Source organism: Xanthomonas sp. GW, assembly GCF_014236815.1.
Classification (GTDB): Bacteria; Pseudomonadota; Gammaproteobacteria; order Xanthomonadales; family Xanthomonadaceae; genus Xanthomonas_A.
Map to the genome: position 1 here is coordinate 593,568 of NZ_CP051189.1, position 25,229 is coordinate 618,796.

Consider the following 25,229-nt stretch of genomic DNA (forward strand, 5'->3'; position numbering starts at 1 on the left):
ACCCGGCGTTGCGGTGCTACAGCTGCGGCGGAATCGCGGTGATCGCGCTGGCGTCGATCCCGGCCGCGGCGAGCTTGCGCCGCGAGCGCAGGCGTTCGTCGATCACCGCGGTGATCAGCGCGCCGACGAAGAACACCACGGTGGCGTAGTAGATCCACACCAGCAGGATCACCAGCGCGCCCATCGAGCCGTAGGCGCTGCCCGGCGCGGCGGTGGCGATGTACACGCCGATCGCATAGCGGCCGGCCACGAACAGGCAGGCGGTGATGGCGCCGCCGATGAACGCCTGGCGCCATTCCACGCGCCGGTCCGGCAGGTAGTGGTAGAGCACGGCGAAGGCCAGGATGTAGATCGCCAGCGTGGAGGCGTAGCCCACTGCCGGCAGCAGCGAGGGCATGCGCGCGAACAGCACCTGCACCACGGTGGTCAGGATCATCGAGATCAGCAGCAGAAAGCCCAGCCCCAGCACTACGCCGAAGGAGAACACGCGCTTCTTCAGCCACGCCAACAGTCCTTCCAGGCGCTGCTTGTCGGTGCGGAAGATCAGGTTCAGCGCGTTCTGCAGTTGCGCGAACACCGCGGTGGCGCCGACGAACAGCAGCAGCGTGCTCCACAGCCCGGCCAGCGAACCGATGCTGGGCTGGTTCTTGGCGTTGTCGATGATGGTCTGCGCCACTTCGCGCGCACCGTGCCCGGCCAGTTGCCCGATCTGCTCGATGAAGGCCTGCTGCGCCTGCGGGTACAGCGAGGCGGTCAGCCACAGCAGCAGCACCAGCAGCGGCGCCAGCGACAGCAGCGCGTAGAACGACAGCGACGCAGCCTGGGTCATCACGTCGATCTCGACGAAACGCCGCAGCAATGCCGCCGGCAGGCTCTGCTGCAGGCGTTCCAGGTGTTTTTGCAGGCGGGCGGGCGACAGCGACAGGGACATGGGAGCGGCGATCAGCCTTGCGACGGGCGCGGCATCGTGCGATGCCGGGCCCGCGTATGCGCGAAAGGTGTCGCAGGCTCGCCGCGTTGTAGCAGCCGGCGGCCGAAAGGCGGGTGAAACCCGCCGCAGCGATCAGCCGGCCAGTTGCTGCTTGACCAGCACCGAGACCAGGCTCATGTCGGCCTTGCCGGCCAGCGCCGGCTTCAGCACGGCCATCAGCTTGCCCATGTCGGCCGCGCTACTGGCGCCGGTCTGCGCGATCGCGGCCTGGATCGCGGCGACGATCTCCGCCTCGCCGAGCTTGGCCGGCAGGTAGCGCTCGATCACCACGATCTCCTCGCGCTCGATCGACGCCAGGTCCTCGCGCCCGGCGGCGGCGTACTGGCTCACCGAGTCCTTGCGCTGCTTGACCATCTTGTCCATCAGCGCCAGCACCGCGGCATCGTCGACTTCCTTGCGCTCGTCCACTTCCTTCTGCTTGATCGCGGCGTTGATTAGCCGGATCACGCCCAGGCTGTGCGTGTCGCGGGCCTTCATCGCGGCCTTCATGTCGTCGATGAGCTGCTGCTTGAGGGTCATGAGGGGCTCCAGGGGAAAGGGAAGAAGGGATGGGCATTCTAGGCGCTGCGCCGTGCCAGTCCCGGCTGGGCAGGGCGGGTGCGGGGCAGCAAGGAGGGCGCGGGAAGCGGTCCCGGTGCGGGACAGACCGGCGTGTTGGGCCTTGGCGGGGCGCCACGGGGCACTGGCCGCAGATCTGGACCTTAATCCAAGGCCACACAAAAAGCCGGCGACGCTTGCGCGTGCCGGCTTGGTGGGCTTACCGTAGCGGATGCCGAAACCGGCACAACCCGCTACCGCAAACCGCGATCCTCAGTACAGACGCTGGCGCTTGGTGACGTCGCGAGACGTACGGCGCAGCTGGCGCTTCACCGCGGCTGCGGCCTTGCGCTTGCGTTCCTGGGTCGGCTTTTCGTAGAACTCGCGCTTGCGGGTTTCGGCCAGCACGCCGGCCTTTTCGCAGGTGCGCTTGAAGCGACGGAGCGCAAACTCGAAGGGCTCGTTCTCGCGGACTTTGACGCTGGGCATGGAATCTCCGGGGACACAATGGTGACCGGGTCACGCCCGGCGAGCCGCACATTATAGCGACTGATTTCCAGGCTGCAAGCGGGACGTTTGCCTGCCGCCGATTCGGCCCCACAATGGCAGCCATGAGAGTCCTCGGCATCGAATCCAGCTGCGACGAAACCGGCGTCGCCGTCTACGACACCACCCTGTCCGGCGCGGCCGCGCTGCGCGCGCACGGGCTGTACAGCCAGATCGCGCTGCACGCCGAATACGGCGGCGTGGTGCCGGAACTGGCCAGCCGCGACCACGTGCGCAAGCTGCTGCCGCTGATCCGCCAGACCCTGGCCGAGGCCGGGCTGCAGGTGCGCGACATCGACGGGGTCGCCTATACCGCCGGCCCGGGCCTGGTCGGCGCCCTGCTGGTCGGCGCCGGCGTCGCCCGCGCGCTGGCCTGGGCGCTGGAGGTGCCGGCGATCGGCGTCCACCATATGGAAGGCCATCTGCTGGCGCCGCTGATGGAGGACCCCGACCCGGTGCACGGCGTGCCGGCGCCGCCGTTCGTGGCGCTGCTGGTGTCCGGCGGGCATACCCAGCTGATCGCGGTGGAGGCGATCGGCCAGTACCGGCTGCTCGGCGAGACCCTGGACGACGCCGCCGGCGAGGCCTTCGACAAGACCGCCAAGATGATGGGCCTGCCGTATCCGGGTGGCCCGCAGCTGGCCGCGCTGGCCGCGCAGGGCACGCCGGGCCGGTACCGCTTCGCACGGCCGATGACCGATCGGCCCGGGCTGGATTTCAGTTTCTCCGGACTCAAGACCCAGGTGCTGCTGGCCTGGCGCGGCAGCGACCAGAGCGAGAGCACCCGCGCCGACATCGCCCGCGGCTTCGAGGATGCGGTGGTGGACACACTGGCGATCAAGTGCGAGCGCGCGCTGCAGGCGGCGGGCAGCGACACCATCGTGGTCGCCGGCGGCGTCGGCGCCAATGTGCGCCTGCGCGCCAGGCTGCAGGCGATGGCGCAGGCACGCGGCGGCCGTGCCTGCTTCCCGCGCCCGGCGCTGTGCACCGACAACGGCGCGATGATCGCCTTCGCCGGCGCGCTGCGCCTGCAGGCCGGCCAGTCCAGCGACGCGGCGGTGCGGGTGACGCCGCGCTGGGACATGGCGGCGCTGCCGCCGTTGGCGGCAGCGCGGGATTCGGGATTGGGGATTGGGGATTCGTAGAAGCGGCGTCGTGCGGCTCCGGCCTCTGCTTTCGCCTCTGCTTTTGCCTTTGCTCTTACCATTCCCGAATCCCCAATCCCGAATCCCAGCCCCCAATGGATAAAGTTTTCATCGAAGGTCTAGAAATCGATGCGCTGATCGGCATCTACGATTGGGAGCGGCGGATCCGGCAGACCTTGCGCTTCGATCTGGAGATGGGCTTCGACAACCGGGTGCCGGCGGCCAGCGACGACATCGCCGATACGCTCAACTACAAGGCGGTCAGCAAGCGCCTGGTGGAGCTGGTCGAGCAGTCCGACTACGGCCTGGTGGAGACGCTGGCCGAGCGCTGCGCAGCGGCGGTGTTGGCCGAGTTCGAGGTGCGCTGGCTGCGGCTGAAGTTGAGCAAGCCGGGGGCGGTGCGCGGCGCGCAGGCGGTGGGCGTGATCATCGAACGCAGCCGCGACGCCGGCTGAGCGCGAACCGACGCGGCATCGCCGCAGCCGCTTGACGCTCATTCCGGTTCCGGGCATGTTGCTGTGCAACGCAACACTCGGCCGCTCGCGCCCGGTGGCGTACACCGACGGGGCACGATGGACTGGAGCAAGTACCGCACGGCCACCTACGACGAGCTGATCCAGGCAGATGGTCAGCCGCGTCCCGCCGCCCGCCGGGTCATCGAATACCTGTCCAGCCTGTCCGGCCGCGAACTGTCCGAGCGCCAGCTCGCCGCCGATGTCGCCGCACGGGTCATGGGCATCACCTTCACCGTCTATTCCGATGGCCGCAACGTCGATCGCACGCTGCCGTTCGACCTGATTCCGCGGGTGATCCCGCTGCGCGAGTGGCAACGCACCGAGGCCGGACTGAAGCAGCGCATGCGCGCGCTCAACCTGTTCATCGGCGACGTCTACGGCGCGCAGCGCATCGTCAAGGACAAGGTGTTCCCGGCGATGCTCCTGGAGCATTCGGTGAACTTCCGTCCGCAGTGCGTGGGCATCACCCCGGCGCTGGGCGTGTGGGCGCATATCTGCGGTTCGGACCTGGTGCGCGACGCCGACGGCACGCTGTACGCGCTGGAAGACAACCTGCGCATTCCCAGCGGCGTGTCGTACATGCTGGAAAACCGTATGGTCGCCAAGCGCGTGTTTCCCGAACTGTTCGAGACCAGCGCGATCCTGCCGGTGGACGAATATCCGGCGCAGCTGTACGACACCCTGGCCGCGCTGTCGCCGCGTCCCGGCGACCAGCCGGTGATCGCGCTGCTGACCCCGGGCATCTTCAACAGCGCGTATTTCGAGCACGCCTACCTGGCGCAGGCGATGGGCATCGAGCTGGTCGAGGGCGACGACCTGTTCGTCGCCGACGACGACTGCACCTACATGCGCACCATCTACGGGCCGCGCCGGGTCGATGTGATCTATCGCCGGGTCGACGACCTGTTCATCGATCCGGAAGTGTTCCACCCCGATTCGGTACTCGGCGTGCCCGGGCTGATCCGCAGCTGGCGCGCCGGCAAGGTGGCGCTGGCCAATGCGCCCGGCGCCGGCGTGGCCGACGACAAGGTGGTGTTCGCCTATGTGCCTAAGATGATCCGCTATTACCTGGACGAAGAGCCGATCCTGCCCAACGTGCCCAGCTACCTGTGCCACGACGACAAGGACCGCAAGTACGTGCTCGAGCACCTCGACGAACTGGTGGTGAAGCCGGCCAACGAATCCGGCGGCTACGGCATGCTGATCGGTCCGCGCTCGACCAAGCGCCAGCGCGAGGAGTTCCGCAAGCTGATCCAGGCCGATCCGCGCAATTACATGGCGCAGCCGACGCTGGGCCTGTCCACCGCACCGATCGTGACCGAGGTCGGCCCGTCGGCGCGACATCTGGACCTGCGCCCGTTCATCCTGTCGCGCGAGGACGTCTACGTCACCACCGGCGGGCTGACCCGGGTGGCGATGGAAGAGGGCTCGCTGGTGGTCAATTCCTCGCAGGGCGGCGGCGCCAAGGACACCTGGGTGGTGGACCTGGACGAGGAGACGGACTGATGCTGTCGCGGGTCGCCGACAACCTCTACTGGTTCAGCCGCTACGTGCGCCGCGCCGAGACCACCGCGCGGCTGGTCGGCGTGGGCAGCCTGCTGCAGCTGGACCTGCCGCGCTCGGTGCGTTTCGCCTGGCGGCCGATGATCGACACGGTCGGCGCCGGCGAGATCTTCAACGTCTGGTTCCCGAACGCCGGCGACGACGTCGGCGATGCCGACGTGGTGCGCTTCCTGCTGCTGGACGAGCGCAATCCGTCTTCGCTGCGCAGTTCGGCGCGGCAGGCGCGCGAGCTGCTGCGCGGCATCCGCGACACGCTGCCGCAGGAAGTGTGGGAGGCGGTCAACGACCTGCACCTGTACATCGATGCCAACGGCGAGCGCAGCGTCGGCCGCCGCTATCGGATGGAATTCCTCGGCCACGTCACCGACGCCTGCCTGAAGGTGTCCGGCCTGCTGACCGCCAACGTCAGCCGCGACATCGGCTTCCAGTTCCTGCGCCTGGGCACGGCGATCGAACAGGCCGACATGACCACGCGCATCATCGATGCCGGCGCCTCGGGCCTGATCACCCCGCGCAAGGCCGACGATCTGGAGGCCTACCAGAACATGCAGTGGATGAGCGTGCTGCGCTCGCTGGCCGCCTACCAGATGTACCGGCGCCACGTGCGCCAGCGCGTCACCGGTGAGCATGCGCTGCGCTTCCTGCTGCAGAACAACGATTTCCCGCGCAGCGTGCATTTCTGCCTGACCCGCGCCCAGCACATCCTGCCGACCATGCCGCCGCGGCCGAACGTGGAGCGGGCGCTGATGCGGATCAACGGGCTGGTGCGCAATGCCGACCCGTCCTACCTGGCGCGGCACAATCCGGCCGAGTTCATGGACGAGATCCAGACCCACCTCGGCTACCTGCACAGCGCGATCGCAGAGGCCTACTTCAGCTCCTGAGTGGTGGGTGGCCGGCGCGGTGCCGGTCGCCTTGCGTTGCCGGCAGGCTGCGCGGCCAGCTCGTCGCAAGGCAGTTGAGACGCAATCCGGCATGGGCCGAGGGGCAGAACCGCTACGATCGCAGCCGCACCCGCCGGGCGCGAGGCGCCAGTGCCGGCCAGTGCTTGTTTGCGACGCTCGCGCCGCAAAACGGTTCAGCAGCGGGATGCGGGGGCGTATGGCGGCGTTGGTCGGCGGCGGCGGTGCAACGGTAGACAGTTTCCTGAATAGGCGGATCCGGCGCCGGGATTTGCTCTTTCGTCTGGCCGGAGAGCTAGAATTGACGGCTATGTAAACGTTTTCTCAAAGGACCCCATGGCTTCGGATCGTATCGAATCGCTCATCGCCCGCATGACCGTCGAAGAGAAGGTCGGCCAGCTCGGCGTCTTCGCCGACATGGTGCGCCCGTTCGCGCCGGACGTGAATCCGGAAGCGAACGTCAGCAATGCCGACGAGGTGCTGCAGCAGGTGCGCGCGGGCCTGGTCGGCTCGCTGTTCAACGGCGTGGGCGCCGAACTGGGGCGGCGGATCCAGCAGACCGCGCTGGAAGAGAGCCGCCTGGGCATTCCGGTGATCCTGGCCGCGGACGTGATCCACGGCATGCGTACCGTGTTCCCGATCCCGCTGGGCGAGGCCGCCAGCTTCGAGCCGGAGCTGGCCGAGCGCACCGCGCGCGCCACCGCGATCGAGGCCACCGCCGCCGGCATCCACTGGACCTATGCGCCGGCGGTGGACATCGCCCGCGACCAGCGCTGGGGCCGCGGCGCCGAGGGCGCCGGCGAGGACGTGGTGCTGGGCTGCGCGTTCGCCGCCGCGCGCGTGCGCGGCTTCCAGGGCCCGGACCTGCGCGCGCACGACGCGCTGCTGGCCACGCCCAAGCATTTCGCCGCCTACGGCGCGGTCGCCGCAGGCATGGAATACAACAGCGTGGACATCGCCCCGCAGACCCTGCGCGACGTGCACCTGCCGCCGTTCCAGGCCGCGTTCGGCGCCGGCGCGCTGAGCGTGATGACCTCGTTCAACGACATCAACGGCGTGCCGGCCAGCGCCAACCACGAACTGCTGACCGAGATCCTGCGCGGCGAATGGAAGTTCCCCGGCGTGGTGATCTCCGACTACACCGCCGACATGGAACTGATCGCGCACGGCTATGCGGCCGACGAGCGCGACGCGACCAAGAAGGCGTTCCTGGCCGGCATGGACATGAGCATGCAGAGCGGTTTCTACGCCGCGCACCTGCCGTCGCTGGTGGCCGACGGCGAAGTGCCGATGGCCGCGCTGGACGAAGCGGTGCGGCGGGTACTGGCGCTGAAGGAAACGATCGGCCTGTTCGACGATCCGTACCGCTCGCTGGATCCGCAGCGCGAGGCCGACCAGTCGCACATCGCCGCGCACGACGCGCTGTCGCGTGATGCGGCGCGGCGCTCGATCGTGCTGTTGAAGAACGATGGCGAGGTGCTGCCGCTGCGCAAGCGCGGACAGACCATCGCGCTGATCGGGCCGTTCGTGCAGGACCGCGAGAACATCGAGGGCTGCTGGACCCTGTTCGGCGACAAGACCCGCTACGTGACCCTGGAAGCCGGCGTGCGCGCCGCGCTGGACGACGCCGACGCGCTGAACGTGGTGCCGGGCTGCGAACTGGAAGCGCCGCTGGACGGCGGCATCGACGCCGCGGTGGCCGCGGCGCGCGCCGCCGACGTGGTGGTGCTGGCGCTGGGCGAGCCGCAGCGCTACAGCGGCGAGGCGCAGTCGCGCACGCAGATCGTGTTGCCGCCGGCGCAGCAGGCGCTGGCCGAAGCGGTCGCCGCCACCGGCACGCCGCTGGTGGTGCTGCTGCGCAACGGCCGCGCGCTGGCGCTGCAGGGCGCGGTGCGCGACGCGGCGGCGATCGCGGTGACCTGGTACCTGGGCACGCAGACCGGCCCGGCGGTGGCCGACGTGCTGTTCGGCGACTACAACCCCTCGGCGCGATTGCCGGTGAGCTTCCCGCTCGACCCGGGCCAGCAGCCGTACTTCTACAACCACGCGCGCACCGGCCGGCCGGAACTGCCGACGATGAGCGAGTTCAAGGCGCGCTGGCGCGAGATCCCGAACGCGCCGCTGTATCCGTTCGGCCACGGCATCGGCTACACCCGCTTCGCCTACGGCGCGCCGCAGCTGGATCGCGTGAAGATGGGCTGGGACGACACCCTGACCGTGACCACCCGCATCGAAAACGTCGGCGAACGCGATGGCGAGGAAGTGGTGCAGCTGTACGTGCACGACCGCGTCGCCAGCCGGGTGCGCCCGGTGCGCGAACTGAAGGGCTTCCGCAAGGTGCGGCTGGCGCCGGGGCAGGGCATGGACGTGGTGTTCACCCTGGATCGCCGCTGCCTGGCCTTCAGCGGCCGCGACGGCCGGTTCGAGGCCGAGCCGGGGCTGTTCGACCTGTGGGTCTGCGCGTCGTCGGCCAGCGGCGAGCCGGTCGGTTTCGAGCTGCTGCCGCACGCCTGACAGCTGCGCGCAGGCGGCCGCGTCACGGTCGTCTGCGCGCACGCTTACTTTGCCCACCGTTGCATCGCGCGCAGGCCGCTGTCTACGCGCGCGAACGCTGCGCGTGACCGCGGCCACGGCTTGGCCATTGCATGCTTGCCGTCCACATTTGCTTTGCTAGGTTCGGCCTTCGACCCCATTCGATAGGTGCGCGTCATGCAACGTTCTTCCCTGGGTTTGGCGTGTGCGTTGGTGATGAGCCTGGCCGTGTCCGCCGCACATGCGGCGCCGGCCGCCAAGAGCGCCGAACGGCGCGGCGACTGGCCGTTCTCGGCGACGCCGTTCGCCACCTTCAATGAACCGTGGGCGATGAGCTTCCTGCCCGACGGCAGCGCCCTGATCAGCGAGAAGCGCGGCACGCTCAAGCGCTTCGACCCGGCCAGCGGCCGCACCGGCACGGTCAGCGGCGTACCCTCGGTCGCCTACGGCGGCCAGGGCGGTTTCGGCGACGTGCTGCCGCATCCGGGCTTCGCGCAGAATGGCTGGGTGTATCTGAGCTATGCCGAGGCCGGCAGCGGCGATACCCGCGGCGCCGCGGTGGCGCGCGCCAAGCTGACCCTGGACGACGATGGCGGCGGTGCGCTGTCGGAGCTGAAGGTGATCTGGCGCCAGCAGCCCAAGGTGTCTGGCGAGGGCCATTACGGCCACCGCCTGGCGTTCGGGCCGGACGGCAAGCTGTGGATCAGCTCCAGCGAGCGGCAGAAGTTCGATCCGGCGCAGGACATGAGCGGCAACCTGGGCAAGATCGTGCGCCTCAACGACGACGGCAGCGTGCCGGCCGACAACCCGTTCGCGCGCCGCGGCGGGGTCGCCGCGCAGGTGTGGTCGCTCGGCCATCGCAATGTGCTCGGCCTGGCCTTCGACGCCAACGGCCAGCTGTGGGAACACGAGATGGGCCCGTCCGGCGGCGACGAACTGAACCTGATCCAGCGCGGCGCCAACTACGGCTATCCGATCGTCTCCAATGGCGACCATTACGACGGCCGGCCGATCCCCGACCATTCCACGCGCCCGGAATTCGCCGCGCCCAAGGTCAGCTGGACCCCGGTGATCTCGCCGGCCGGTTTCGTGATCTACAGCGGCAGCACCTTCCCGCAGTGGCGCGGCAACGGCTTCATCGGCGGGCTCTCGTCGCAGTCGCTGGTACGGATCGAGTTCAACGGCGAAAACGCCCGCGAAGCGGCGCGCTACGACATGGGCAAGCGCATCCGCGAAGTGGAGCAGGGCCCGGACGGCGCGCTGTGGCTGCTGGAAGACGGCAGCGGCGGACGTTTGCTGAAGCTGCAGCCGGTGGAGAGCTGATGCACCCCATAGCAGAGCCAATAGAAGCAGAGCCAATAGAAGCAGAGCCAATAGAAGCAGAGCCAATAGAAGCAGAGCCAATAGAAGCAGAGCCAATAGAAGCAGAGCCAATAGAAGCAGAGCCAATAGAAGCAGAGCCAATAGATAATCTGTTGCTGGGCCGCTCAGAGCGGCGTGGTGAGGTCTGTGGCAGTGGCCGATTGCTTGGGAAATGGTTTGCATTGCGGCAGTAATCGGGCGTTCGGTCGCGGCTGAAGCCGCTCCTACAAGGTGGGCTGCGCGGCTCGTGTAGGAGCGGCTTCAGCCGCGACCAAAACTGTCCGCATGAGACGCTTACCGAAACGCACAGGCTCATCGTAAATCGCACGCAAACCGAACCCGCGCCACGTCGATAACTGCGACACGATTCGGAAAGGCCACCGACACACCCGCGACGGCAGCCCTTCCAGCCGTGATCACCCAATCAATCCTGGCCCGCCCGCTCCCAGGCGCGGCGCACCGCATGGCGGGCCTTGCTCCAGCTCAGGGTCTGCGAACCCTTGGTACTGTCCCAGTTGCGGTGCAGTTCGGCCTCGACCTGTTCGTAGGCCAGATTGAAATTGCGTATGCGCGCCTCGTGTCCGGCGTGGTAGGCCGGCTCGTAGTCCTCGAAGCGTTCGCCGTCGCTGTAGTACGGCTCCTCGGCGAAACGCTCGCGCCAGTATTGCGACACCAGGCTGCGATCGTCGTCGTTGGGCGCGCGGCCGGGAATCTGATACGGAACGCTCATCGTCGTCTCCTATGCAGTGTGGCTTCCGACGTTAGCGACGGCGCCGTTAATGCGATTCCAGCATCGCGTGATCGAGGCATGAAGCGTGCAGGCGCGATCGATTCCGTTCGCCGCGCCGACGCCGGCTACGCGGCGGGCCGCGGATGGATTACGATCCGGCAACTCCGCCTTGCCTGCCGCAGGATTCCATGGCCGCCACCGGTATCGCCTTGCTCACCCCGTACCTGGCCACCGCCGGCATCGGCTGGATGTACTACCGGCGCATCCGCCGCTATTTCGGCCGCCAGCCATGGCAGCCGCGGCGGACCGTGGCGCGGATGCTGCTGCTGTCGCTGGCGGCGGCAGGATTGACCTATCTGGCGACGGTAGTGCCGCCGGTCCGTCTGGGCATGGCGCTGGGAGTCCTGGCCGGCGCGGCGTTGGGGGCCTTCGCCCTGCATCACACCCGCATCGACGTGATCGAAGGCCGGCGCTATTACACGCCCAACCCCTGGATCGGCGCCGGACTCAGCGTGCTGCTGATCGGACGCCTGGCGTGGCGTTGGGCCAGCGGTGCGTTTTCCGGCGGCAGCGCACAGTCGCTGCAGAACGCCAGCCCGCTGACCCTGGCGATCGCCTCGGTGCTGATCGCGTATTCGTTGGTGCACACCGGCGGCTTGCTGCTGCGCATGCGCGCGCTGGCGCCGACGCAAGCATCCTAGCAACGCGAATCCTGTGCCGCCTGCAACGCGCAGGACGGCGTCATTGCGCGGCAGCGGCGGACTCGTAGGGCAGCGCGATCGTGCCGGCGCCACGCAGTGCGGCATCGGCGGCATCGAGTTGCGACGCTTCGCCCTCGACCACCACCAGGATGCGGCCGGCCTCGATTTCCTCTTCGAAGTTGCGCCGCACCGGATCCGGCACGGTGGCGCCGACCAGTGCCGAGGACCAGCTGCCGACCAGTGCGCCGGCGATGGCCATCACCCCGGCGCCGGCCAGGGTGATGCCCAGCGGCGGCACCGCGATCGCCACCAGTCCGGCGAGCAGCCCGGCCGCGCCGCCGCCCAGCGCGCCGCGTGCGGCCGCGGGCAAGGTGTCGGTCTTGACGTCCTTGCGTTCGTCGGGGATCGCGTCCAGTTCGATGTCGCTACGCGCGATCAACGACAGGTCGTCGTTGTCGATGCCGGCGCCGCGCGCCGCCTGCAGGGCACGGGTGGCGGTGGCCAGATCGGGGGCGCTGTAGACGTGGCGTAGTTTCATCGCGGACTCCATCGCTGAGGCTGGCGCCCAGAGTCGAAGCGATGCGGTTACCCGCACGTGACAGCGGCGCAAGGCCGCGTGAAGGCCCTACGCCGCCACCTTGCGCGGGAAGCGGTAGAACAGCGCGCCGACCAGCAGCGCCACGCCGGCCGCGGCCAGGTTCTGCCAGCTGGCGCTGAGCAGCAGCGCCAGCGCCAGCAGCAACGCGGCCAGCGGGATCAGCGGGCCGCCCGGCAGGTGCAGCGCACCTGGCCGGTCGCGGTAGCGCCGTGCCAGCACCAGCACCGCCGCAGCCGTGCCGATGTAGGCGAACAGGCGGGTGACCATCGACAGCAGCGCCAACTGCACGAACGAGCCGGATAACGCCAGCGCCAGCGACAGCACGCCCTGCAGCAGGATCGCCGCGGCCGGCGTGCGGAAGCGCGGATGCACCCGCGCCAGGAACGCCGGGCCGTAGCCGTCCTGGGCAAGCGCGAACAGGAAGCGCGGCCCCAGCATCACCGTGTTGCTGGTGGTGCCGAGGATGGAGATGGTGGCGCCGACGGTGAGGATCAGCGCCAGCATCTCGCCGCCGAAGCCGCTGGCGGCATCGGCCAACGGCGTCGCCGACTGCGCCACGTTCGCCAGCGTGCCCTGCGCGACCACCTGCACCGCGGCGTAGATCAGGGTGACGGTGACGATCATCGTGATCAGCGCGAACGGCACGTCGCGGCGCGGATTGCGGTATTCGCCGGCGGCGGCGGGGATGTTCTCGAAACCTGCGTAGGCGAACAGCAACAGCAGCGCCGCTTCGCCCATGTTGCCGAAGTCGCGCGGGTCCGGCGCCTGGCCGGAAAACGCCCACGACCAGTCCACGTAGAACAGGCCGATCGCCACGAACAGCAGCAGCGGCACCAGCTTGCCGATCACCAGCGCCACGCCGGTGCGCGCGGCCGATTTCACTCCGATCACGTTGATCGCGGTGAGCAGGCCGAGCGAGCCGACCACGATCGCCAGGCGCGCGCCGCCGCCGGCCGCGGCCGGCCAGAAGCGCACCACCGCATCGGCCAGGCCGTTGCCGAGCGCGGCGGCGGAACTGATCCGGGTCAGCCAGATCATCCAGCCGATCTCGAAGCCGGCGAAGCGGCCGAACGCCTCGCGCGCATACAGGTAGCTGCCGCCAGGTTCGTCGAAATAGCTGGCGGCCTGCGCGTAGCACAGCACCAGCAATCCCACCGCCAGCCCGGCCAGCAGCACCGCCCACAGGCTCATCGGCCCGAGCAGCGCGGCGGTGGCGGCGGGCAGCAGATAGATGCCGCTGCCGATGACGTCGTTGATCGACAGGCCGACGATCTGCCAGCGGCTGACCGCGCGGACCAGGCTCGGTTCGGGGGCGTTGCTCATGGTGCCGGCTCCACGACAGGCAGTGCCCAGGCGGTGCGCAGGCGCTCGTAGTCGTTGCGCGGCAGCAGCACGAACAGCGGCGCGGCATCCGGCCGCAGCCAGGCCAGCAGGCGCTGCATGTCGGCCGGTTCCATCGCGGTGCAGCCGGCGGTGGCTTCGCCCGCGGCACGCCACAGGTGGGCGAAGATGCAGCTGCCGGCGCCGGGCCGCGCCTGCGGATTGTGGCCGATCACGAAGCCTTCTTCGTAGCGGCGATCGCCGCCGTGGTGCAGGTCCAGGCGCATCGGCTCGGTCGAGCCGGCCACCGCGTCGGCGCCGACCCGGTCGGCGTCGACGATGCGGTTGTACAGCGGCGAATCGGGCACGTCAATGCAATAGCTGCTCTGCTGCATCGGCTGGTACGGCAGCGCGCTGTCGATGCGCTGCGCATACCCGAACGCTTCGCCGATGGTGAAGACGCCGGCCGGGCTGCGGCCGTCGCCTTCGCGCTTCTGCGGACCGTCGGCCTGCGCCGGATGCAGGCCCAGCCCCCAGGCGCTGCCGTTGCGGCCGAGCGCGACATCGAAGCGCTGGCCATGCGCGCGCCAACCCTGCGCGGTGCGTTCGAACGCCTGCAGTTGCCCGCGCGGGCTGTCCCAGTCCGGCGCCACGACCAGCACCAACTGGCGCGCCTGCTGCAGTGCCGGCGGCATAGTGTCGCCGGTGGCGGCCAGGCAGGTGCCGGTCACGGCGATGCACAGCAGTGCCATGGCCGCCAGACAGTTGCGGCGGACGCTGCCGATCTGCGTCAGGGCGGACAACCATGGGAATTTCGGCATGCGCATCTCCGGTCGCGATTTGGCATCGAGCAGGGGCTTGGCCTGCTGCAGGTTCACCGCCAGCTGACGCCTGCGGTTGGGGTGGATTTGGCGCATCGGCACGGCCGAGAAGTCGAGCAGATGCTGCAATGCTGCAAGGTACAACAGTTGTTCGCTGTGCGGCGCGGGATCATGCACGTAGACCGTCTGTGTGGTGTCGGCAGGCGCGGTGGATTGGTGTGCCGATAGTGTTGTGGTGTGCTGAGGGGCTGTTGGTAGTGCACGACGCGGCAAGCTCGGTGGGCTTGCTGCGCAGCTCGATCGTGTGGCGTGGCTGCGCTGCTGCGGCTGCGGCTGCGGCTGCTGCGGCTGCGGCTGCGGTTGCCGTTGCCGTTGCTTTTTTGCTTTTGATCTTGATTTACCGGGTCCCTTACGCAGCGGCGAATAGGGCGGGAAAAACCCCGAAGGGGCGGCGCACAGGGATGTGCGCCGTTCGCGGCAGGGGCAGGATGCCCCTTCCGCGAATCCCGTCCTATTCGCGGACCCGGAGCGCGCAGCGCGGAGGGCGCGCAGTAGGGTGTGCTTTCTTTTGGTTACTTTTCTTTGCACAAGCAAAGAAAAGTAACTCGCCGTAAGGCGAAAGCTTTTGCCTTTGCCTTTGCTTACGCGATGGCGATGGCGATGGTGATGGTGATGGATGGAGGAATCATTGTAGGAGCGGCTTCAGCCGCGACTGATCCTGTCAGGAAGGTGTCGCGGCTGAAGCCGCTCCTACAAAAGCAAATGCCCAAGCAAACAGCAAAGCAAAGGCTTCCGCCCTTGGCGGGTCACTTTTCTTTGCTCGTGCAAAGAAAAGTAACCAAAAGAAAGCACGCCCTGCCTTGCGCCCTCCGCGCTGCGCGCTACGGGTCCGCGGATGCACCGGGGATTCGCGGAAGGGGCATCCTGCCCCTGCCGCGAACGGCGCACATCCTTGTGCGCCGCCCTTCGGGTTTTTCCCCGGTCCATCCGCCGCTGCGGAAGGGAACCCGGTAAAAGCAACAGCAGAAGCAACAGCAGAGCAGAAGCACAGCAGAGCCAAGCTAAGAAGAGCAGGGCAGGGGCAAAGCAAGCCGACGCCGAAGCCGAAGCCGAAGCAAGGTGGCAACTGTGGTCGGCTTGGGGTTCCAGGTGCGTGCCTACGTCACGGGGTCGTCAGCACTGACGCGCACCGGCGCCGGCCGCCGTACGTGGTGATGGCAAGCGTGTTCGCGATGAAAACTGTCGCATGCATCGGCCGTGCGCATTGCAGCGAATGCGCCAACACGCCCAGATCACCCGCGCGGCGGCAGCAGTTCCAGGCTGCGGATCTCGCGGATGCCTAGACCCGGCGCGTCGGTGATCGTGATCTGCGATTCGTTGAAAATCACCCCGCCCTGTACCGGGTCGAACAGGCCCAGCGATGGGCCGTCCAGGTCCACCTTGGTGATGATGTCGGCCTTGGCTACCGCCAAATGCACCGCCGCCGCCACGCTGATGCTCGACTCCAGCATGCAGCCGATCATGCACTCCACCCCGTACAACGCCGCGATGTCGGCGATGCGGATCGCGTTGGACAGCCCACCGGTCTTCATCAGCTTGATGTTGACGATGTCCGCGGCGCGGCGCTGGATCAGGTCGACCACCTGCGCCGGCCCGAACACGCTCTCGTCCGCCATCACCGGCGTGTTGACGCGCTCAGTCACGTACTTCAGCCCGTCGATGTCCCGGGCCTTGACCGGCTGCTCCAGCAGCTCCAGCGCCACCCCGGCGTCTTCCAGCGTGCGCATCGCGTACACCGCCTGCTTCGGCGTCCAGCCCTGGTTGGCGTCCAGCCGCAGCGAGGCGCGGCCTTCGACCGCGGCATGGATCGCCTTGACCCGCGCGATGTCCACGTCGATGTCCTTGCCGACCTTGATCTTCAGTGCCGCGAAGCCGCGCGCGAGCGCCGACAGCGCATCGGCCACCATCTTGTCGATGGCGTCCACGCTGATGGTGATGTCGGTGGTGATGGCCGGCTTGCCGCCGCCGAGCATCTTGTACAGCGGCGCGCCGTACAGCTGCGCCCACAGGTCGTAGACCGCGATCTCCACCGCGGCCTTGGCGCTGCTGTTGCGCTCCAGCGCGCCCTCGATCCGCCCGGTGATCCGGTTGAGGTCGGCGACGTCCTCGCCGATCAGGCGCGGTGCGATGAAGCGGTCGATCGCCGCGATGATCGAACCATGGGTGTCGCCGGTGATCGGCGCCGTGGCCGGCGCTTCGCCATAGCCGATGTGGCCGCTGTCGGTGTGCACCAGCACCACCACGTCTTCGACCGTCTCCACGGTCCGCAGCGCGGTCTTGAACGGGGTCTTCAGCGGCACGCGCAGCATGCCCAGTTGGATGTCGGTGATCTTCATTCGGGGGCGATCGGGCGGACGCGTTGGATGCGGGTGATGCGGTCGATGAAGGGCGTGCCGTCGCCCAGCAGCATCGGTTCCAGCGGCGTCACCGAGACGCCGTTGAGGCGCGCGCGCTGCAACTGTCCGGACGCGTCGCGGTAGCTGGCGCCGGCCACGTCGTGGATCACCCAGGTGTGGCTGCGGTCGTGGCCGATCACCATCATCACGTGGCCGGGGATGTACACCAGATCGCCGACCTGCAGCTGCGCCAGTGTTTGCTGCCGCTGCGCCAGCGGCGCGGCAGCGACGTAGGACACGCTGGCGAGACTGGGGCTGCGCGCCTGGTCGCCGGTATTGCGCGGCAAGGCGATGCCGAGGCTGCGGTAGACGTCGGAGACGAAGCCGCTGCAGTCGCGCGCGTCGTAGTCGTTGCCCCAGCCGTAGCGTTCGCCGAGGAACTTGAAGGCCTGCCGCAGCAGGTTGCGTTGCGTCGCCGCCAGCGGCGCGGCGGCGACGTCGGCACCGCGCGGTATCAGCGCGGGCGCCAGCCGCAGGCGGCCATCGTCGTCGCGCAAGGGCAGTTGCACCACGTAGGCCGCCAGCGGCGACTGGCCGTTGACCGCCTGTTGCGCCGGCCAATCCTGCAGCAGCGGCAGGCTGCTGCCCATGTCCAGCGACAGGTGCGACGCCGCTGGCAGTTCCGGTGTGAACGCGGTCAGCGCGCGCGCGCCGGTCACCACCAGCCGCGGCGTGCGCTGCGCGTAGTCCAGCACCGTGGCGCGTTCGCCTTCGGCCACACGTTCGCGTTCGATCCACGCCGCGTAGTTCGGCGCCAGCACGAACAGCCATTGGCCGTCGCGGCTGGCGTGCAGGATCGCCACCGCGGTGCCGGGATACAGCGCCGATTCCTGGAAACGATCGATGTCGTGGTCGTCGCGGGTGCTGAAAACGCGCTGCCGGGTCGGGAAGGTGCGCAGATCGGCGCGGCGCACCACCAGCGCGTAACGCGGCGCGATCTGCGCGGGAATCGTGTCCAGGGCGAGCGTGGACTGCAGGGCGGTCAGCTGCGCGGCATCGAGCGTGGCGCCACTCGCGTCGTAGAGCGTGCGCGTCGGCGGCGCCGACAGTGCCAGCACGTGCGCGCGTACCTGCGCTGCGCTGTAGCGCTCGGGCAGCGCCTGCAGGTCGTGCATCGAGGCATCGTGGCGCAGCAGATGCGCGTTGAAGGCCTGCACTTGCGCCGTGTCGAGCAGTGGGCGCTGCGCCTCGGGCAGACGCGCGATCCAGTACTCCGGCTGCAGTTGGCTGGCCTGCAACTGGAACGGCGTCTCGCCGGCGACGCTGGCCGCGGCGATGGGCGCGCTGAATGTGGCGGCCAGTAACAGACACAGGCCACGCATCGTATTCATCGGACCCCGGGCGGTGGAAGGAGTGCCGGACCGCTGCGCGCCGGCTTCCGAATAGTCTTTTTCTCGATGATGCTTGTCAAGAATGCGCGATTGACATGCGATTTCGCACCGTGCTAAACCAAAACGCAGGGGCGAGGAAGCGGTGGCGACAGGCGCCGTTCCCGTCAGCAGCGAGGCGCTAGCCTGGGGATCACGGGCGCACGTCGCAGGGGGCGCTGTTGGGCATCCGCACCTGGGGAAAGTAGCGATTACAGAAAACGGCGCCGTGCTACGGCCGTGCGCCATGTTGTCCGCGTGGGTGCCCAGGGAAGGCGGCCGGCTGCCGGCCTGCGTCGACTTGGGGCGCCGTCGTCAGCGTCCGTCGTCGATCGCAGGAGAGAGCCGCATGCCCACCCGAGTCCAGCATTCCCGTTGCCACTTCCGACCGTCCCGCCTCACGCTCGCGCTGCTGGCCGGATGCGCATTGCCGCCGCTCGCCGCGGCGCAGGACACTGCCATCGCGACGCGCGACCTGGACAAGGTCACCGTCACCGGTTCGCGCATCGCGCGCTCGCAGGTGGAAGGGCCGGCGCCGGTGACCGTCATCACCGCGCAGGACATCCAGAAGCAGGGCTTCAGCACGGTGTGGGAATCGCTCGGCACGCTGACCCAGTTCAGCGGCAGCGCCTTCAACGAAAGCGACCAGACCGGCAGTTCGCCCAACGGCCAGTACCTCAACCTGCGCGGCCTGGGACCCGGCTACCAGTTGATCCTGCTCAACGGCAAGCGCATGGCCGACTACCCGCAGTCCTACAACGCCAACGGCACCGCGGTCAGCCTGGGCAGCATTCCGGCGGCGGCGGTGGAGCGCATCGAGGTGATGAGTGGCGGCGCCTCGGCGATCTATGGTTCCGACGCGGTGGCCGGCGTGGTCAACATCATCACCAAGCGCGATTTCAGCGGCGACACGCTGCGCCTGCGCGGCGGCACCACCACACGCGGCGGCGGCGACAGCGGCCAGCTGCAATGGAGCGGCGGGCGTACCGGCGATCGTTGGAGCCTGACCTACGCGTTCGAACGGCTGGACCGCGAAGCCATCGTCGCCAGCCAGCGCGACTTCCTGGATTCGTACGACGACCATCCCGGCAACAAGGCCGATCCGGCCAGCCCCAATGCCTCGATTTCCGGCGTCTATCTGCGCCGCGGCAACACCTATCTGTGGCCCAGTGGCGGCGCGCTGTCCACGTCGGCCGGCGCGCTGGACGCGGCGTGTACGGCGACCAATCCGGCATTCAGACCGTACAAGACCGCCGACAGCCTGGCCGCGGCCAACCGTTGCGGCGCGTTCGGCTACTACGAAGGCCGCTCGGTGCAGAACGGCTACGGCAAGACCTCTGGGTATCTGTCCGGTAGTTTCGATTTCAGCGACGACGTCACCGGCTATGCGCAGGTGCTGGCCAACCGCTCCAAGGACGAAAGCTCCAGCCAGACCCACTACTACATCGGCGAGGGTGCGTTCACCGTCTACGATCCGGACCTGGGCCTGGTCACCGCGCAGCGCATCTTCCTGCCGTCGGAAGTCGGCGGGATCAAGAACATCGAGTACGACGAGAAATCCTGGAACCTCAACGCCGGCGTACGCGGCAAGCTGTTCGACGGCCGCTTCGACTGGGACGCGAGCGTGTCGATGTCGCGCTACGACATCACCACACGGCGCCCGCGCTTCCTCACCAACGCGGTGCGCGACTACTACATGGGGCCGGTGCTCGGCTATCGGCCCGACGGCACCGAGATCCGCGAGTTCTACGCCGACAAGCTGTTCGCGCCGGGCAGCGCGGCGCTGTACGACCAGCTCACCACCGAGGTGGTCAGCCGCGGCGAATCCAGTACCGACCAGGCCCAGTTCGTTTTCAGCGGCGACCTGTTCGCGCTGCCGGCCGGCATGGTGCAGATCGCCACCGTGCTGGAGGCGGCGCGGCAGAAGTACGACCTCGCCCCGGATCCGCGCACCACCGTGGACTACACCGGCAGCGAGCGCATCTACAACCTGACCCAGACCCCGGGCGGCGGCCCGCGCGACCGCTACGCCGCGGGCCTGGAACTGCGCGTGCCGATCTTCAACCGGCTCAGCGCGACGCTGGCCGCGCGCTACGACAAGTACGACGACATCACCGCGGTCGACGATGCCGCCACCTGGCAGGCGGGATTGGAATGGCGGCCGTTCGACAGCCTGCTGTTGCGCGGCAGCCACGCCACCAGTTTCCGCGCGCCGGACCTGCTGTGGATCTACGCCGGCACCAGCGCCAACAATCCCACCGTCACCGACGAATACCTGTGCCGCCGCGACGGCCTGGATCCGTTGTCCGATGCCTGCTCGGCTGCGCACGAGTACCAGACCTTCTCCACCCAGTCGTCCAATCCGCTGCTGGAAGAGGAGAAGGGCAAGTCGACCACGCTGGGGTTCGTGTGGGACGTGCTGCCGACCCTGTCGCTGAGCGCGGACTACTACCGCATCGAACTGGAAGGCCGGGTCGAGTCGATCTCCAGCGAGACCTTGCTGGAGAACAACGCCAATTGCCTGCTCGGCAGCGACCGCGCCGGCAATGCGGTCGATACCGCATCGGCGGCCTGCCAGTTCTACATCCAGTCGGTGACCCGCAGCCCCGGTACCGACCTCACCGCCGAAGGCCAGATCACCGCGTTCGAGACCTTCCCGATCAACCAGTCGTTGATGCGCACCGACGGCGTGGACGCCAACTTGCGCTACAACTTCGACCTTGGCGACTGGGGCGCGTTCGGGCTGCAGGCCGGCTATACCCGTGTGCTGAAGATGGAAGTGGCGCAGTTCGCCGGGGCCAAGCCGGTGGACGTGATGAACGACGTCGATTACCTGGCATTTCGCACCCGCACCAACTGGCGTGCGAACTGGAGCATCGGCGACTGGTCGACCAGCCTGTACGGCTACCGCTACGGCTCGCGTCCCAACTACGCCGAGAGCGGACGCGTGGCGCCGTACGTGATCTGGAACGCGGACATCGCCAAGCAAATCACCGCCAAGGCCACGCTCGGCATCAGCGTGCTCAACTTGTTCGACAAGATCCATCCGCGCGACGACACCTACACCGCCTGGCCGTACTTCCCGCGCGTGTACAGTGCGATCGGGCGACAGCTGTACGCCAACTTCACCTACACCTTTTGAGGACGCGCGTGCGAGGCGACACAGCCACGCTGGAGACGACGAGGCCGGGGACGCCAGCGCGCAACGCAGCAAGCGCGGGGTGGATGCGCAGGTGCTTGCTCGCCGTCTGCCTGGCATGGCCGGCAGTCGCGGCGGCTGCGCACGGCGCTGCCAATGCGCTGCCGTCGCACGCCGAGTTCGACCGCCTGTTCGAGCAGGCCATGACGCGCTACCGGTTGCCGGGGCTGGCGGTCGGCGTGATCGACAACGGCGAGCTGGTCTACGCGCGCAGTGCCGGCGAACTGCGTCCCGGCAGCGGCGAGCGCATCGATGGGCAGACGCTGTTCAAGATCGCCTCCAACAGCAAGGCGATGACCACCGCCTTGCTGGCGCGGCTGGTCGATGCCGGCAAGCTGCGCTGGGACGATCCAGTGACCCGGTATGTGCCGGAATTCCGCATGTACGATCCGTGGGTCACGCGCAACATCCAGGTGCGTGACCTGCTGATCCACAACAGCGGCCTGGGCCTGGGCGCGGGCGATCTGATGCTGTGGCCGGAGCCCAATGCGTTCAGCCGCGCCGACATCATCGCCGGGCTAGCCTACCTCAAGCCGACCCACAGCTTCCGCGCGCACTACGCCTACGACAACCTGCTGTACGTGGTCGCGGGCGAAGTGGCCGCGCGCGCCGGCGGCAAGCCCTACGAGCAGCTGCTGCGCGAGCAGGTATTCGCGCCGCTGGGCATGCAGCGTTGCCAGGTCGGCGCCTGGGACCGCGATGCGGTCGGCAACGTCGCCCAGCCGCATATGCGCCAGGGCGAGGCCAACGTGGTAGTGCGCGCGGACCCGGCGCGGATCGCGGATACGCCGTCGATGGCGGCCGGCGGCGTGCGCTGCAGTCTCGACGACATGCTGGCCTGGATGCGCGCCTGGCTGTCGCCCGACGGCGATACCGCGGCGTGGTTGTCGCCGGCGCAGCGCCAGGCGCTGTGGACGCTGCACACGCCGATGCCGATCTCCGCGCAGATGCGCGACTGGGACGGCACGCGCCTGTACGGCTATGGCTACGGCTGGCGCCTCTCCGATGCGGACGGGCAGTGGCAGGTCGCGCATACAGGCACCCTGATGGGCATGTATTCGGCGTTGGTGCTGCTGCCGGATCGGCGCAGCGGCTTCGTCATTCTCAGCAACGGCGAGGGCGGCGAGATGCGTACCGTGTTGAGCGAGGCGCTGCTCAAGCATTTCACCCGTCCCGGCGAACGTACGCTGGATGTGGAGCACTACGCCACGCTGCTCGAGCGCGCGCGTGCGCATGCCGGCAAGGCGGCGCCTGCCGCGGTGGATACGTCTGCGCGCGTGCCGGTCGCCAGCGCCGCGTCGCGCGATCGGCAAGGCGTGTGGCGCGATCCGTGGTTCGGCGAGGTCGTGCTATGCCCGCAGCAGGACGTGTTGCGCTTCCAGGCGCGCAAGTCGCCGCTGCTGCGCGGCCGGGTCATGCAGGCCGGCGCGCGCTGGCTGGTGGATTGGGACGACGCCAGCGTCGATGCGGAGCCGTGGCTGGACTTCGCTGTCGGTGCCGAGGGCACGCAGCGGATGAAACTGGCGCATGTCGATCCGGATGCGGATTTCAGTTACGACTATGCCGACCTGGAGTTCGTGCGGGTGAGATCCTGTCCTGATCTTGTGGGAGGGACTTCAGTCCCGACGCTTCAGCGGTAAGGCCTGTCGGGACTGAAGTCCCTCCCACAACAAGCATCTCGTTCACAAGTTTCCAGATACTGCTATTGCTTGCGCTTGCTGCTCACTGTCAGATACCCCGGAATCCTCTCCATGACCCGACGCTTTCCCACTCCCGCATCGCCCCGCATCCGCTGGCTGGCACCGCTGGCGCTGGTCGCCCTGCTCGGCGCCTGCGCGCACGCGCCGCAGCGCAATCCGCTGGCCGAATGGGTGCCGTCGCCGAACCAGGATCTGCGCCGGCCGATCCTGATCGTGATCCATTACACCGACCAGGACTCGGTGCAGCGCAGCCTGGACACGCTGCGTTCGCACAACAGCAAGGGCAAGGTCAGCGCGCACTACCTGATCGGTCGCGACGGCAAGCGTTATCAGCTGGTCAGCGACGAACGCCGCGCCTGGCATGGTGGCGCCGGGCGCTGGGGCACGATCACCGACATCAATTCCGCCTCGATCGGCATCGAACTGGACAACGACGGCAAGACCCCGTTCGCCCCCGCGCAGATCGACAGCCTGCTGCTGTTGCTGGAGGATCTGTGCACGCGGCTGCGCATCCCGCGCACGCAGGTGGTCGGGCACGAGGACTTCGCGCCCACGCGCAAGGTCGATCCGGGCCCGCTGTTTCCATGGAAGCGTCTGGCCGAAGCTGGTTTCGGCCGCTGGCCCGCCGCGGACACGCCGCCGGCGCCGCCCGGTTTCGACCCGTGGCAGGCGCTGGCATTGATCGGCTATCCGCTCGACGACCGCGCGGCCACGCTGCGCGCCTTCCACCACCACTACCGCGGCAACGACGCCACCGCGTTCGATGCCGAGGACTTGCGCATCCTCCATGCATTGACCCAGCCGGCGCAGGCGCGACCGCAGCCACAGCCGACCCCGGCGCTGGAACAGGACGTGCCGTAGCGCTGCCGGGTCGTCCGGCACCGCATGCAGGCGACCCGCCTGTGCCGCCGCACCGACCTGGCGCGCGGCATCCATTGGATGCGACGCGTTCTTGGTAGCATGAGCGCGCCAAGAACTCCAAAGGACGCAGTGATGAGGCTAGCAAAGACAGCCCTGTGGGCGGCAACGCTCCTGTTGATCGGCGGTTGCACGGACAAGCAACCCGCCGCCGCCCCGTCCGCCGCGCAGGCGGGCACTGCAGCGAGCGCGCCGGCCGCACCCGCCGCCGCGCAATCCGATCCGGTCGCGGTCGAGGTGCCGGCACCTGGTCGCGTGCTCGACGACATCTATGGAGAGAAGGGCGACGGCTCGGCGTCCTACACGATCGACAACAACGCCCTGGCCAGCTTCTGGTACGGCTATCGCTTCGACCTCGGCGGCAAGCACTACTACACCGGCTTCGCCAATGCGGGTCCGGAAAAATACGGCAAGTCGGAGGAAGAGAACACGCCGGATCCCGCCGTCGGCGTGAGCATCAGCCAGGCCACCTATGTGCTCGACAGCGTGGACGGCAAGCCGACCTGGACGTTGTTCCATGCGCAGCGCTGGGCCGGCGATTTCGGCGCTTCTGAGAAGGCCGATACGCTGGACCAGAAGCGCAAGCCGCAGAGCACCGAGACCAAGGACGGCCACCTGCTGCTGGCGCTGCCGACCACGCACTTCGCCGACGGCATCACCAGCTCCGGCTTCGCCGTGTTCACCTTCGACCCGAACAAGAACGACCTTGGCGACTACAAGGGCTGGGTCTACCTGGGCACCGTGGCTACTGGCGAGGACAACGGCGCGGCCTGCGACGATCAGGGCACCATGAAGTGCGCGGCCAGTACCGGTACGCTGAGCTTCGAACCCGGCACCGGGCCGCTGCCGGGCCTGCACGTGGCCATGAGCGGCACCGCCATCGCCGGCCCCGGCAAGGTCCGCACGCTCGGCCCCGCCGACGTGGCGACCTATACGTACGACCAGGCCAAGGGCCAGTACACGCCGCCGCTGGATCGCTGAACAGCCGCCGACCGGCCCGAGCTAGGGCCGGCCGGAGGTGGGCGCGGAGGGGCGTTGCCCGCTGGTCGCCGGCAATGGAACTGGGTAAGATGCCGGCACGGGGCCTGATGATCAGGCGAGTCATTCGCGAGCGGCAATGGATGCTGCACTCGCCCGAAATGCCGGAGTGGAACGCCGGCTTGCGGTTCGCCATGCGCGAATCGCCATCACCGCCCCTGCTTTGGGGCCGGATTGCAATCCACCGTTCTCTGTCCGAAGCCGCGCCTGCGAGGAGTTCTTCATCCACGTAGGTCGCGCTGTGTCTGCGATGCGCAAGCGGGCGGCATCCGGATACGGCGGCGTGGC

General features: G+C 68.4%; 20 protein-coding genes. 11 read left to right on the top strand and 9 right to left on the bottom strand.

Annotated features, from left to right (window positions below; translation table 11 throughout):
• Positions 1-16 precede the first annotated feature (16 nt).
• The 3 genes from HEP73_RS02625 to rpsU form a co-directional block, all read right to left on the bottom strand.
• Positions 17-931: a YihY/virulence factor BrkB family protein gene (locus tag HEP73_RS02625; protein ID WP_185822010.1), complete on the bottom strand. Its 915-nt coding sequence runs from the start codon at positions 929-931 to the stop codon at positions 17-19.
• Between the two features lie 132 nt (positions 932-1,063).
• Positions 1,064-1,510 carry a GatB/YqeY domain-containing protein gene (locus tag HEP73_RS02630; protein ID WP_185822011.1) on the bottom strand — a complete coding sequence of 149 codons (447 nt, stop codon included), beginning with the start codon at positions 1,508-1,510 and terminating at the stop codon, positions 1,064-1,066.
• A gap of 291 nt (positions 1,511-1,801) precedes the next feature.
• Positions 1,802-2,017 carry a 30S ribosomal protein S21 gene (gene rpsU, locus HEP73_RS02635; RefSeq protein WP_003465342.1) on the bottom strand — a complete coding sequence of 72 codons (216 nt, stop codon included), beginning with the start codon at positions 2,015-2,017 and terminating at the stop codon, positions 1,802-1,804.
• A 122-nt stretch (positions 2,018-2,139) separates the two neighbouring features.
• On the opposite strand from rpsU, the gene tsaD reads away from it, so the two are divergent.
• The 6 genes from tsaD to HEP73_RS02665 all read left to right on the top strand — a co-directional run bounded on the left by tsaD (position 2,140) and on the right by HEP73_RS02665 (position 10,054).
• Positions 2,140-3,219: a tRNA (adenosine(37)-N6)-threonylcarbamoyltransferase complex transferase subunit TsaD gene (tsaD, locus tag HEP73_RS02640; RefSeq protein ID WP_185822012.1), complete on the top strand. Its 1,080-nt coding sequence runs from the start codon at positions 2,140-2,142 to the stop codon at positions 3,217-3,219.
• Positions 3,220-3,314: 95 nt separating this feature from the next.
• Positions 3,315-3,674, top strand: coding sequence for a dihydroneopterin aldolase (folB, locus tag HEP73_RS02645; RefSeq protein WP_053834075.1), 360 nt, complete (start codon positions 3,315-3,317; stop codon positions 3,672-3,674).
• Positions 3,675-3,791: 117 nt separating this feature from the next.
• Complete coding sequence (locus HEP73_RS02650; protein WP_185822013.1) at positions 3,792-5,240, top strand: circularly permuted type 2 ATP-grasp protein; 1,449 nt, start codon at positions 3,792-3,794, stop codon at positions 5,238-5,240.
• Positions 5,240-6,181: an alpha-E domain-containing protein gene (locus HEP73_RS02655; RefSeq protein WP_185815063.1), complete on the top strand. Its 942-nt coding sequence runs from the start codon at positions 5,240-5,242 to the stop codon at positions 6,179-6,181. Before HEP73_RS02650 ends, HEP73_RS02655 begins: the two co-directional genes overlap by 1 nt.
• A 354-nt stretch (positions 6,182-6,535) precedes the next feature.
• Positions 6,536-8,713: a glycoside hydrolase family 3 N-terminal domain-containing protein gene (locus tag HEP73_RS02660; protein WP_185822014.1), complete on the top strand. Its 2,178-nt coding sequence runs from the start codon at positions 6,536-6,538 to the stop codon at positions 8,711-8,713.
• 195 nt (positions 8,714-8,908) lie between these two features.
• A complete protein-coding gene (locus HEP73_RS02665) occupies positions 8,909-10,054 on the top strand; it encodes a PQQ-dependent sugar dehydrogenase (protein WP_185822015.1) in 1,146 nt (381 codons plus the stop codon).
• A gap of 463 nt (positions 10,055-10,517) precedes the next feature.
• Here the strand turns inward: HEP73_RS02665 and HEP73_RS02670 are convergent, their stop codons facing one another.
• The gene (locus HEP73_RS02670) at positions 10,518-10,823 is read right to left on the bottom strand and encodes a hypothetical protein (RefSeq protein ID WP_185822016.1); all 306 of its coding nucleotides are present in this window, start codon (positions 10,821-10,823) and stop codon (positions 10,518-10,520) included.
• Between the two features lie 188 nt (positions 10,824-11,011).
• Between HEP73_RS02670 and HEP73_RS02675 the strand changes: the two genes are divergently transcribed.
• Complete coding sequence (locus HEP73_RS02675) at positions 11,012-11,524, top strand: hypothetical protein (RefSeq protein WP_185822017.1); 513 nt, start codon at positions 11,012-11,014, stop codon at positions 11,522-11,524.
• A 40-nt stretch (positions 11,525-11,564) separates the two neighbouring features.
• Here HEP73_RS02675 and HEP73_RS02680 read toward each other — a convergent pair whose 3' ends face one another.
• From HEP73_RS02680 to HEP73_RS02700, 5 genes are all read right to left on the bottom strand, one after another.
• Positions 11,565-12,062 carry a hypothetical protein gene (locus tag HEP73_RS02680; protein ID WP_185815068.1) on the bottom strand — a complete coding sequence of 166 codons (498 nt, stop codon included), beginning with the start codon at positions 12,060-12,062 and terminating at the stop codon, positions 11,565-11,567.
• A gap of 87 nt (positions 12,063-12,149) precedes the next feature.
• Complete coding sequence (locus tag HEP73_RS02685) at positions 12,150-13,445, bottom strand: APC family permease (protein WP_185822018.1); 1,296 nt, start codon at positions 13,443-13,445, stop codon at positions 12,150-12,152.
• Complete coding sequence (locus HEP73_RS02690) at positions 13,442-14,137, bottom strand: L,D-transpeptidase family protein (protein WP_255423754.1); 696 nt, start codon at positions 14,135-14,137, stop codon at positions 13,442-13,444. Before HEP73_RS02690 ends, HEP73_RS02685 begins: the two co-directional genes overlap by 4 nt.
• 1,418 nt (positions 14,138-15,555) lie before the next feature.
• Positions 15,556-16,659, bottom strand: a complete 1,104-nt coding sequence (locus HEP73_RS02695; protein WP_185822019.1) for a dipeptide epimerase — start codon at positions 16,657-16,659, stop codon at positions 15,556-15,558.
• Positions 16,656-18,050, bottom strand: coding sequence for a C40 family peptidase (locus HEP73_RS02700; protein WP_185822020.1), 1,395 nt, complete (start codon positions 18,048-18,050; stop codon positions 16,656-16,658). Before HEP73_RS02700 ends, HEP73_RS02695 begins: the two co-directional genes overlap by 4 nt.
• Before the next feature lie 385 nt (positions 18,051-18,435).
• Here HEP73_RS02700 and HEP73_RS02705 point away from each other — a divergent pair, with 385 nt between their 5' ends.
• The 4 genes from HEP73_RS02705 (at position 18,436) to HEP73_RS02720 (ending at position 24,884) form a co-directional block, all read left to right on the top strand.
• Positions 18,436-21,228: a TonB-dependent receptor plug domain-containing protein gene (locus HEP73_RS02705; RefSeq protein WP_185822021.1), complete on the top strand. Its 2,793-nt coding sequence runs from the start codon at positions 18,436-18,438 to the stop codon at positions 21,226-21,228.
• Between the two features lie 95 nt (positions 21,229-21,323).
• Positions 21,324-22,925, top strand: coding sequence for a serine hydrolase (locus HEP73_RS02710; RefSeq protein WP_345776846.1), 1,602 nt, complete (start codon positions 21,324-21,326; stop codon positions 22,923-22,925).
• A 111-nt stretch (positions 22,926-23,036) separates the two neighbouring features.
• Positions 23,037-23,846, top strand: coding sequence for an N-acetylmuramoyl-L-alanine amidase (locus HEP73_RS02715; RefSeq protein ID WP_185815074.1), 810 nt, complete (start codon positions 23,037-23,039; stop codon positions 23,844-23,846).
• Between the two features lie 132 nt (positions 23,847-23,978).
• Positions 23,979-24,884 (top strand): hypothetical protein, encoded by a 906-nt coding sequence (locus HEP73_RS02720; RefSeq protein ID WP_185822023.1) that lies wholly within the window; start codon positions 23,979-23,981, stop codon positions 24,882-24,884.
• Positions 24,885-25,229: the final 345 nt, after the last annotated feature.